This window comes from Gilvibacter sp., assembly GCF_965601605.1.
Lineage (GTDB): Bacteria > Bacteroidota > Bacteroidia > Flavobacteriales > Flavobacteriaceae > Gilvibacter.
Map to the genome: position 1 here is coordinate 1 of NZ_CBFCWJ010000041.1, position 12,757 is coordinate 12,757.

Annotated in this window: 3 protein-coding genes; all 3 read right to left on the reverse strand. The window is 45.4% G+C overall.

Annotation, left to right across the window (positions count from 1 at the left end):
* The coding region (locus ACSLP7_RS11775; protein ID WP_435579489.1) for an Ig-like domain-containing protein at positions 1–9,144 on the reverse strand (9,144 nt) is incomplete at its 3' end.
* 662 nt (positions 9,145–9,806) lie between these two features.
* Positions 9,807–11,777 (reverse strand): OmpA family protein, encoded by a 1,971-nt coding sequence (locus tag ACSLP7_RS11780; protein WP_435579490.1) that lies wholly within the window; start codon positions 11,775–11,777, stop codon positions 9,807–9,809.
* Between the two features lie 11 nt (positions 11,778–11,788).
* Entirely contained in the window at positions 11,789–12,736 is a 948-nt protein-coding gene (locus tag ACSLP7_RS11785; RefSeq protein ID WP_435579491.1) for a PorP/SprF family type IX secretion system membrane protein, read from the reverse strand.
* Positions 12,737–12,757: the final 21 nt, after the last annotated feature.

The window sequence follows — 12,757 nt, forward strand, 5'->3', positions numbered from 1 at the left end:
ACCACCTACAGTGATGTATACCGTGGCCTCGTCACAAGCTACTGGAGTTCCGTCGTCGCATACCGAGTATACAAACTGATCCGTTCCTTCAAAGCCTGGGTTTGGCGTGTATTCAAAGCTACCATCAGCATTAAGTACTAAAGTACCGTTTGATGGGCCGCTTACCGGAGTGGTGTTCACCGTTTGGTTGTCACCCTCTGGGTCGTTGTCGTTGTCCGATACGTTTCCAGTTACCGGAGTATCTGGAGTCGTGTTGTAAGCATCATCGTTAGCTACTGTGATGTTTCCATTGTCATCGTTGATGGTGATGGTCACTACTGCAGTATCACAAAGTGCTGGGGTTCCGTTGTCACAGATCGTGTACTCAAAAGTATCCTCTCCCGTGTATCCTGGGTTTGGAGTATAGGTATACGTTCCGTCAGGGTTAACCACTACCGTTCCGTTGGCAGGATCTGTGTTTCCTGTCACTACGATTGGGTCTCCGTCTGGATCGTAATCGTTTGCAAGTACTGTTCCTGATACTGGAGTGTCTACCTCAGTCGTGTTCGTATCAGCATTAGCCACTGGAGCTTCATTCTCTGGGCCGCTGTCTGGCAATACCTCGATGTATACCGTAGCCGTATCACATGCCTGTGGCGTTCCATCGTCACAAATCGTGTACTCAAAACTGTCCTCTCCAGTGTATCCTGGGTTTGGAGTGTAGGTATAGCTACCGTCAGGGTTAACCACTACCGTTCCGTTTGCAGGATCTGTGTTTCCAGTTACTGTCTGAGTATCTCCTTCAAAGTCCTCGTCGTTAGTCAGTACGTTACCGCTAACTGCTGTGTCCTCAAAAGTGTTGTTGATATCATCAATAGCGTCTGTAGTATTCAAAATACCACCTACAGTGATGTATACCGTGGCCTCGTCACAAGCTACTGGAGTTCCGTCGTCGCATACCGAGTATACAAACTGATCCGTTCCTTCAAAGCCTGGGTTTGGCGTGTATTCAAAGCTACCATCAGCATTAAGTACTAAAGTACCGTTTGATGGGCCGCTTACCGGAGTGGTGTTCACCGTTTGGTTGTCACCCTCTGGGTCGTTGTCGTTGTCCGATACGTTTCCAGTTACCGGAGTATCTGGAGTCGTGTTGTAAGCATCATCGTTAGCTACTGTGATGTTTCCATTGTCATCGTTGATGGTGATGGTCACTACTGCAGTATCACAAAGTGCTGGGGTTCCGTTGTCACAGATCGTGTACTCAAAAGTATCCTCACCCGTGTATCCTGGGTTTGGAGTATAGGTATACGTTCCGTCAGGGTTAACCACTACCGTTCCGTTGGCAGGATCTGTGTTTCCTGTCACTACGATTGGGTCTCCGTCTGGATCGTAATCGTTTGCAAGTACTGTTCCTGATACTGGAGTGTCTACCTCGGTAGTATTGGTATCGGCATTAGCCACTGGAGCTTCATTCTCTGGGCCGCTGTCTGGCAATACCTCGATGTATACCGTAGCCGTATCACATGCCTGTGGCGTTCCATCGTCACAAATCGTGTACTCAAAACTGTCCTCTCCAGTGTATCCTGGGTTTGGAGTGTAGGTATAGCTACCGTCAGGGTTAACCACTACCGTTCCGTTTGCAGGATCTGTGTTTCCAGTTACTGTCTGAGTATCTCCTTCAAAGTCCTCGTCGTTAGTCAGTACGTTACCGCTAACTGCTGTGTCCTCAAAAGTGTTGTTGATATCATCAATAGCGTCTGTAGTATTCAAAATACCACCTACAGTGATGTATACCGTCGCCTCGTCACAAGCTACTGGAGTTCCGTCGTCGCATACCGAGTATACAAACTGATCCGTTCCTTCAAAGCCTGGGTTTGGTGTGTATTCAAAGCTTCCATCTGCGTTCAATACTAAAGTACCGTTTGATGGGCCGCTTACCGGAGTGGTGTTCACCGTTTGGTTGTCACCCTCTGGGTCGTTGTCGTTGTCTGATACGTTTCCAGTTACTGGAGTATCTGGAGTCGTGTTGTAAGCATCATCGTTAGCTACTGTGATGTTTCCATTGTCATCGTTGATGGTGATGGTCACTACCGCAGTATCACAAAGTGCTGGAGTTCCGTTGTCACAGATCGTGTACTCAAAAGTATCCTCACCCGTGTATCCTGGGTTTGGAGTATAGGTATACGTTCCGTCAGGGTTAACCACTACCGTTCCGTTGGCAGGATCCGTGTTTCCAGTCACTACGATTGGGTCTCCGTCTGGATCGTAATCGTTTGCAAGTACTGTTCCTGATACTGGAGTGTCTACCTCAGTCGTGTTCGTATCAGCATTAGCCACTGGAGCTTCGTTCTCTGGGCCGCTGTCTGGCAATACCTCGATGTATACCGTAGCCGTATCACATGCCTGTGGCGTTCCATCGTCACAAATCGTGTACTCAAAACTGTCCTCTCCAGTGTATCCTGGGTTTGGAGTGTAGGTATAGCTGCCGTCAGGGTTAACCACTACCGTTCCGTTTGCAGGATCTGTGTTTCCAGTTACTGTCTGATTGTCTCCTTCAAAGTCCTCGTCGTTAGTCAGTACGTTACCGCTAACTGCTGTGTCTTCAAAAGTGTTGTTGATATCATCGATAGCATCCGTAGTATTTAAAATACCACCTACAGTGATGTATACCGTCGCCTCGTCACAAGCTACTGGAGTTCCGTCGTCGCATACCGAGTATACAAACTGATCCGTTCCTTCAAAGCCTGGGTTTGGTGTGTATTCAAAGCTACCATCAGCATTAAGTACTAGGGTACCGTTAGATGGTCCGCTTACCGGAGTGGTGTTCACCGTTTGGTTGTCACCCTCTGGGTCGTTGTCGTTGTCTGATACGTTTCCAGTTACTGGAGTATCTGGAGTCGTGTTGTAAGCATCATCGTTAGCTACTGTGATGTTTCCATTGTCATCGTTGATGGTGATGGTCACTACCGCAGTATCACAAAGTGCTGGAGTTCCGTTGTCACAGATCGTGTACTCAAAAGTATCCTCACCCGTGTATCCTGGGTTTGGAGTATAGGTATACGTTCCGTCAGGGTTAACCACTACCGTTCCGTTGGCAGGATCCGTGTTTCCAGTCACTACGATTGGGTCTCCGTCTGGATCGTAATCGTTTGCAATAACAGTTCCTGATACTGGAGTGTCTACCTCAGTCGTGTTCGTATCAGCATTAGCCACTGGAGCTTCGTTCTCTGGGCCGCTGTCTGGCAATACCTCGATGTATACCGTAGCCGTATCACATGCCTGTGGCGTTCCATCGTCACAAATAGTGTACTCAAAACTGTCCTCTCCAGTGTATCCTGGGTTTGGAGTGTAGGTATAGCTACCGTCAGGGTTAACTACTACCGTTCCGTTGGCAGGATCTGTGTTTCCAGTTACTGTCTGAGTATCTCCTTCAAAGTCCTCGTCGTTAGTCAGTACGTTACCGCTAACTGCTGTGTCTTCAAAAGTGTTGTTGATATCATCGATAGCATCCGTAGTATTTAAAATACCACCTACAGTGATGTATACCGTCGCCTCGTCACAAGCTACTGGAGTTCCGTCGTCGCATACCGAGTATACAAACTGATCCGTTCCTTCAAAGCCTGGGTTTGGCGTGTATTCAAAGCTACCATCAGCATTAAGTACTAGGGTACCGTTAGATGGTCCGCTTACCGGAGTGGTGTTCACCGTTTGGTTGTCACCCTCTGGGTCGTTGTCGTTGTCTGATACGTTTCCAGTTACTGGAGTATCTGGAGTCGTGTTGTAAGCATCATCGTTAGCTACTGTGATGTTTCCATTGTCATCGTTGATGGTGATGGTCACTACCGCAGTATCACAAAGTGCTGGAGTTCCGTTGTCACAGATCGTGTACTCAAAAGTATCCTCACCCGTGTATCCTGGGTTTGGAGTATAGGTATACGTTCCGTCAGGGTTAACCACTACCGTTCCGTTGGCAGGATCCGTGTTTCCAGTCACTACGATTGGGTCTCCGTCTGGATCGTAATCGTTTGCAAGTACTGTTCCTGATACTGGAGTGTCTACCTCGGTAGTATTGGTATCGGCATTAGCCACTGGAGCTTCATTCTCTGGGCCGCTGTCTGGCAATACCTCGATGTATACCGTAGCCGTATCACATGCCTGTGGCGTTCCATCGTCACAAATCGTGTACTCAAAACTGTCCTCTCCAGTGTATCCTGGGTTTGGAGTGTAGGTATAGCTACCGTCAGGGTTAACCACTACCGTTCCGTTGGCAGGATCTGTGTTTCCAGTTACTGTCTGAGTATCTCCTTCAAAGTCCTCGTCGTTAGTCAGTACGTTACCGCTAACTGCTGTGTCCTCAAAAGTGTTGTTGATATCATCAATAGCGTCTGTAGTATTCAAAATACCACCTACAGTGATGTATACCGTGGCCTCGTCACAAGCTACTGGAGTTCCGTCGTCGCATACCGAGTATACAAACTGATCCGTTCCTTCAAAGCCTGGGTTTGGCGTGTATTCAAAGCTACCATCAGCATTAAGTACTAAAGTACCGTTTGATGGGCCGCTTACCGGAGTGGTGTTCACCGTTTGGTTGTCACCCTCTGGGTCGTTGTCGTTGTCCGATACGTTTCCAGTTACCGGAGTATCTGGAGTCGTGTTGTAAGCATCATCGTTAGCTACTGTGATGTTTCCATTGTCATCGTTGATGGTGATGGTCACTACTGCAGTATCACAAAGTGCTGGGGTTCCGTTGTCACAGATCGTGTACTCAAAAGTATCCTCTCCCGTGTATCCTGGGTTTGGAGTATAGGTATACGTTCCGTCAGGGTTAACCACTACCGTTCCGTTGGCAGGATCTGTGTTTCCTGTCACTACGATTGGGTCTCCGTCTGGATCGTAATCGTTTGCAAGTACTGTTCCTGATACTGGAGTGTCTACCTCAGTCGTGTTCGTATCAGCATTAGCCACTGGAGCTTCATTCTCTGGGCCGCTGTCTGGCAATACCTCGATGTATACCGTAGCCGTATCACATGCCTGTGGCGTTCCATCGTCACAAATCGTGTACTCAAAACTGTCCTCTCCAGTGTATCCTGGGTTTGGAGTGTAGGTATAGCTACCGTCAGGGTTAACCACTACCGTTCCGTTTGCAGGATCTGTGTTTCCAGTTACTGTCTGAGTATCTCCTTCAAAGTCCTCGTCGTTAGTCAGTACGTTACCGCTAACTGCTGTGTCTTCAAAGGTGTTATTAATATCGTCTATTGCATCTGTACAGTTGAACAAGATGTTTACATCAATAGTTGCAGTACAACCATTGGCATCTAAAACTCCGATCACATAAGAACCAGCTTCAAGATCACTGAATGTTGCAGATGCTCCGTATGCTCCACCGTCAATATTATAGGTGTAAGGAGCAGTTCCACCAAGAACCGCAACGGTTACGTCGCCTAAACCTGTACAAACAATATCATTTTGAGTATCAATGCTGATGTCCAATCCGCGTGTTGGTTGCGAAATAGTAGCTGAATCAGTAGCGATACAACCGTTGGCATCAGTAATAGTTACGTCATAAGTTCCGGCAGTTAATCCAGAAATATCTTCCGTAGTCGCTCCGGTACTCCATGCAAAAGTATATGGAGCTGTTCCACCAGTTACAGTTAAATCAAGAGATCCTGTGGCTTCTCCGAAACAAAGCACATTGGTCACGGCAATTCCAGAATCCAATACGTTTGGTTCATCCACAGTAGTTGTGGCCATTTGCTCACAAAGGGTAACCGTATCCGTTACAGTCACTGTGTAAGATCCACCAGGAAGACCACTTACTGTAGCAGTTGTGTCTCCAGTACTCCACAAATATGTAAAGCTTCCAGAACCTCCAGTAACTGCCGCAGTTACTGTTCCGTCTGAATCTCCATTACAAGTTACCGGAGTTGAAGTAGCAGTTACCGCTAGATCTAAACAAGTTCCAGGGTTCACTGTTACGGTAGCAGATTCCACACAACCGTTAGCGTCAGTTACTGTTACAGTATAAGTACCAGCGCTAAGTCCTGTAATTCCTTCTGTAGTTTCTCCACCTGGAGACCAGCTGTAGCTATAAGGAGGAGTTCCTCCGCTCACTACCGCAGTCGCAGTACCGTCTCCTGTTGAAGGACCGCTTTCATCCGTAGCAGTGGCGCTCACGTTTAATGCGCTCGCTGGCTCAGTGATGGTTACACTTTGCTCAACAGGCAAACAAACAGTTCCATCAATAGTTACACTCACGGTGTAAATACCAGCAGGCAATCCGCTTAAAGTACTTGAAGTCACTCCGCTTTCCACAGTTGGAGGTGTAGTGTCCCAAGTGAAGGTAAATGTAGCTCCTGGGTTAGCCACTGAACTAGCACTTACAGTAGCGCTACCCGTGTTATCTCCAGTACAAAGTACATCAACAATATCATCAACTGCGATAACGGCATCACAGGTATTTGAACAATCAATAACTACCCCCTGCTCCAATTCACAACCGTTGGCATCAGTTACCGTAACGGTGTGCGTTCCAGATGGAAGGTTAGTTGCAGTAGCAGTAGTTTGACTACCTGCGGAGGCGCTCCACAAGTAAGTATAAGGAGGTGTTCCTCCGTCTGGAGTAGCTGTTGCTTCTCCATCATTACATCCTTGAGCAGTAGTCGCGTTTTCTTTAGTGATAACGATGCTGATCGGCTCTGGCTCGTCAACAGTAACGGCAGCACTCAAGCTGGCCTCACAACCGTTGGCATCAGTCACAGTTACGTTATAGCTTCCAGAACCTACAGCAGGAAGATCCTCCGTAGTTGCTCCGTTAGTCCATAAGTATGTATAAGGAGGTGTTCCACCACTCACTGTTAAATCTACAGAACCTGAGGCTTCTCCAAAACAAGCAGCGTCTGCAGCAACAGCGCTTAATTCCAATCCAGCAGCTGGTTGATCGATCATAAAAGTGAATTCATCATCACAACCGTTAGCATCCGTTACAATAACGGCATAGGTTCCAGCAGTCAAGCCAGAAATGTCCTCAGTTGTTGCTCCAGTAGTCCATACGTAAGTATAAGGAGCCGTTCCACCAGAAACAGTAATGTCAATAGCTCCAGAGGCTTCTCCAAAACAAGCAACATCGGTGATCACTTCTGAAACAGCGATAGCGCTGTCTGGTTGGAAGATCTCAAAATCTGATTCCAATTCACAACCATTGGCGTCAGTGATCACTACAGAATAGGTTCCTGCAGCCAAACCAGTAATGGTTGATGTGGTTGCTCCTGTGTTCCAGCTGTAGCTGTAAGGAGGTGTTCCACCCTCGACAGTCAATTCGATTGAACCTGTAGCTTCACCAAAACAAAGAACATTATCAATCTTAACGCTCTTGGTCAATTCATCCGGTTGACCAACCGTATAAGTATCTTTAAAGAAACATCCGTTGGCATCAGTAACGTCAACAGAATAATCACCAGCAGCTAAACCTGAAATATCTTCAGTAGTAGCTCCTGTGCTCCAAACAAAGCTGTAAGGCGCTGTACCTCCAGTTACTGTTAGGTCAATGGCTCCTGTAGACTCTCCAAAACAAGCAGCGTCGCTGATATCAGCATCTACCCAAAGCTCTGCATCAGGACCACCAACTACATAACCTGAACCAGAATCTACCTCACATCCAGCAGAATCGGTTACCGTTACCGTGTAGGTGCCGGCAGTTAGACCAGAAATGTCTTCTGTGGTTGCGCCGGTATTCCACAAGTATGTATATGGAGGGAAACCTCCAGTTACTGTAATGTCAATAGCTCCAGTATCTTCACCAAAACAGTCTACATCAGTTATATCGGTCTCAATTGCGAGATCCTCAATCACAACTTCAGTGAAACTCGGTCTGTTCTCACAACCAGTAAAGTTGTTGCGAACTCCGAAGATATACGTTCCTTCACCTAAACCTGAGAATATCGGTGATGCTTGGTAAGCACCGTCATTGATCACATACTCAAAGTCTGCGCCTAGTGGAGCAGTTACTTCTAGGGTATAGGTTCCGTCCGTATTACAATAAACTTCAACAGTCGGATTATCTGGAAGACTATTTACCGTTAAAGTAACACTTGCCGTTCCACAGATATCATCATTGGGTGCAGGAAGACAAACCTCATAAGTAAAGGTCACATCTCCTGTGTATCCTGCTGGCGGAGTATAAGAATACGTACCATCAGTGTTCAATGTAAACGCCAAACCAGCTGGAGATGGTCCTGAAAGCACTGTATAAGTAGATCCATCAGGAACATTATTGTCAATGTTTAGATCTCCTTCAATAGTGGTATCAATACATCCAAGCTTCGTTTGGTCTACTGCGTAAGTTTGTAGAATAAAAAATTTGCCGTCCCCATGGTCACTGGAAGCGGCAACAAATTCAATTCTTGATATTCTAGATCCCGTAGGAGCAATACTATTCAATTCAAAAAGAGCGATGGCGATCGTTTGGCTATTGTCCTGCTCTCTTCCTGACCCCCAATAATCGGTTCCGTCATTAGCAGGAGCACTGAATCCTCCCCCAGTCAAGTTTCCTGAAGTACGCACAAAAGTATCCCCCAATACTTGTTCTGCACCTCCGCCGGCTGGAAATCCAACCATTCTAACATAGTAACAGTTATTTCCACCGCGCTCTGTAACTGCTAAAACACCATCCGCATTAGAAGGCAATGGTGGGTCGTAGAAAATTGTTTGCAACTGAGCATCGGTCTCTTCTTCACCGCCAGTTCCGTTAGCCTCATCAAAATCACCGCAAATATTATCCCCTTGACCTGAAGATGCTTCAAAGTAGTGGTTCAGGTTTTGATCTTGAAAGGTTGCTAGTGCAGCATCATCCCAAGGCGTTGAATCCGTAATATCAAAAGTGGCAGTAACTGAGGTTCCAATGGGTTCCGTTCCATTCAACTTAATGTTGTTGGTGTTATGGCCTGCAGGCCCAAGACGCGTTAACTGATATCCAGAAGGTACAGCGAAGGTATTGTACACTGTAGAACCAATGGTGATGGATTCGATTGTTGCCGGATTGTTGTTTTCCGAAGAATCGATATCACCGTTGCCGTTGGTATCTTGTTCGTCTGACCATTGAAAGGTAACTCCGTCACGAATGGACGGTGATTGGGTTCCAATTTGAGCAAAAGATGGCGCGATTGCCATTATTGCTAAAACCAAAAGAACAACAAATGCTTTTGCCTGTTTCCATGGCAGTGCACTATATGTTGTTTTGGCGTTTAAAGTGGAGTTACTTGCGGGGGTAAAGTAATTTTCTCTCATATAACTTTTAAGATCGCAGCCTAACGCTTCGAATCATAAAATCTCAAAAAAGTCGAGTCCCAACTCGGACTATTTTCAGCAAAAAAACCAATAAAATTTACGTCTAAAGCGAATAAAATTGAGGATTAAATGATTGAATAGTTAGCGTTGTTAATTAAGTTTAAATCAATACGTTTTTATGCGGTAAAAACTATATCTTTTGACTCAAAGGTAGACCGACTTTTTATTATGTAACTATAAATATTTCCTTTTTCTACTAACGGTAAGTTAATATCGACGAACAACCTTATTTTTACGGTTTAACCGCATCAATATGTAGGACAATTGTACGTATACCTACGTAGATAGACTAATAAACAAGGGGTTACGGGAGGATAAGCTGTAAGACTAACAATTGTTCATTTTTAAACCTTTAGACCGAATGAATATCGGCAAAACTCACATAAGAGCAACACATATACCTGTCATATTGGGAGATCACCAAATGCCATTCACAAAAAAAAGCAGCCAAAGCTGCTTTTTTAATTTTGTAGGAAGAAGTGCCGTTAATCGACGATGATAAATATCGATCTTCTGTTGAGTTGGTGCTCCTCTTCACTACAAGGAACATCGTTGGCACATTCATTAACCAATTGGGTTTCTCCGTATCCTTTGGCCGATAATCGGGATGCTTCAATTCCATTTTCGATCAACCACTGCATGGTGGACTGTGCACGTCTGTCAGAAAGTACCATATTGTATTGGTCTGTTGCACGGCTGTCTGTATGCGATTCAATATGAATCACCAATTCCGGATAACGCTTCATGGCCGCAAGTACTTTAGCCAACTCAATTTCAGCGTCAGGGCGGATATTGAATCGATCCAGATCGAAATAAATCGTTTGTAACTCAAGAATACAGTTCAAAGTATTCTCATAAGGACAAGCGCGCTCTAGTTGGATAGGTTGATAGAGATCCCCAGAAGTTTCTGGTGCTACAATTGCAATCTCATTTGGATTGTAGTCCTGTTTTGTGGCGCGTAAGCGATACGATTGACTACAGTCAATATCAAAACTGTAGGCCGCGTCATCACCAACAACGATCGGCTCACCATAAGGATTCCCTTGATCATCAAGCAGTTCCACCTTCGCTCCTGGTAATAAGGCACCGGTCTCCAAATCAGTTACTTCTCCAGTGAGCTTCACTAAACAAGGCTGAACGCGGTAGATATTATCACTTACAAAACCTTGGTCTCCAGATCTATTGGAAGCTACATAACCTGTTTTGGTTTCTGGATTGTAAATGTATCCAAAGTCATCTTTTTCACTGTTAGTCGGTTCTCCAAGGTTACTTACTTCAGATGCCATTCCTGCATCGTCAAGTTCAGTTGAGAATACGTCAAAACCTCCCAAACCGGTTTGTCCATCGCTGGAAAAATACAGTGTGTTGTCTGAACTGATGAATGGGAAACTCTCACGGGCTTCTGTGTTGATGGATTTTAGATTTACAGGATCTCCCAAGGTTGCGTCCTCATTGATCGGCGCATACCAGATATCACTCATACCTACAGTACCGTCCATATCAGAAACAAAATACAGCAGCTTACCATCCAAGCTCAATTGCGGATGCGCCATACTGTAATTATCACCGTTAAGCGAGCCGTCTTCAAATTTAACCTCGCGAACATCTGACCAACTGTTGGCCAACTTAGTAGCGCGATAGATCTTCATACGAACGGTTCCTTGATCGTCTTTCCCAATGGCGCGCTTCCCGGTCTTATTCCCTACTTCTAAGAAGTTGTTACGGGTAAAATACATGGTCTTTCCATCTTCTGAGAAGGTTGGTGTTGACTCGTGGAATTTTGTATTGATGGGACCGTTGTCAAAACGTTCCATATTGCTCAGATCTCCGTTTTCATCGATATCAACGATATAGAGGTCTGAATACGGTTGGTTGTTCCATTCGTGTACCGCGAGCTTCTCATCACGGATCGTATCTGACACTGAAGAGAATACCAAGCGCTCTCCAAAGTATTTCGGCCCAAAGTCAGAGAACGCAGAGTTAACAGTAACTCCAACAAGCTCAGAATTGCGGGCATTTGCCGCAATTTGCTCTAAGTAATCATCGCCGGCATATACTCTTGCAATGGCCGTGGTATCTCCTCCTTTCGCTTTGTAGAGGTCCATTGCCTCCTTCGCTTTGGCGTAATCTTGAGTACTCTTATAACACTGCGAAAGCCTGAATAGATATTCAGGCGTTGCTTGTTCTGGAAATTTTTCTACCAAGGCTTCATACCAAGAAACCGCTTCTTTATACTGGGAATTGAAATAATACGTATCTCCCAGGTTTTGGTATATCTGAGCACTTTCCCTACCCTGCTCAATGACATCCAGGTAAACCTGTTGCGCATCGATATAGGCGTATTGACTGTACTCTTTGTTGGCTTTTAGTTCTTTGGTCTTTTGAGCAATTGTTGGCCCGACGGTTAAAAGAAAGCCGCTAACAAACAATAAGATTTTGAGTGAGGTTCTTGTCATGATTGCTGCATTTAAAAGAATCGAGGCGTAAGGATACGCTCCGGTTTATTGAATATTTCAAATCGAACGAAGAATTCGTAAGACCCATCGTTGAATCCACTGAGATCCGTGGTTTCTCCATCATAAGCAAATCCGAGGAATAGTCCTTCTGTGGCTTGAAATCCTACCATTCCACTAAGGGCCGCGCTCCAGCGATAGGCCGCTCCGAGAGTGAATTTCTCGTTGATCAACAAGTTCGCGGATAAATCCACTTGCAAAGGAGAACCACTAACCAACTTGGTCAAAACAGCTGGCTTGAATTTTAAGTTCTCGTTGAGATCAAATACATATCCCGTGATGAAGAAATAGTGTAAACGCTCCGCGGCGATGGTCTGAGCGGAAGTCGGTCCTATTTCACTTTCATCAAAGTGTTTGGTGTTTAAAAAGTTAGGCACAGAAAGTCCTGCATAAAACTTATTGGAGTAATAGTAAATACCCGCTCCGATCTGCGGTTGCAAACGGTTGTCAATATTGTTCTCAAAAACATCTCCTTCATCAAAAATGTTCAAAAGTGTAAAATCGACATCTAGAAGATCGATACCCGCTTTAAGTCCAAAGGCGAGTTTATAATCCTCTGAGGTATTGATGGTATAGGAATAGTCTACGGTAATGTTAGACTCTTTTGCCGGACCCAATCGATCCATAACTATACTCATCCCGATTCCCATGTTCTCTGCAACACCAATTGGAGAGTTGAAGGTGAATGTACCTGTTTCTGGCGCACCATCTAATCCGACCCACTGTGTTCTGTAAAGCGCGGAAAAGTCAAGACTTCCTCGAGATCCTGCATAAGCTGGATTCACGATCTGCGTATTGTACATATACTGCGTATACTGAGCATCTTGCTGAGCGTTGAGTTCAGCTTGAAAACCGAATACCAGAATCAGAAGTAGTACTAAAGAATATTGTTTGACCATCATCTGTGTGTTTTATTCCCCTGC

Excerpts from the sequence above, each read along its gene's own strand:
- ACSLP7_RS11780 (WP_435579490.1), bottom strand. The coding sequence starts at position 11,777 with ATGACAAGAACCTCACTCAAAATCTTATTGTTTGTTAGCGGCTTTCTT.
- ACSLP7_RS11785 (WP_435579491.1), bottom strand. The coding sequence starts at position 12,736 with ATGATGGTCAAACAATATTCTTTAGTACTACTTCTGATTCTGGTATTC.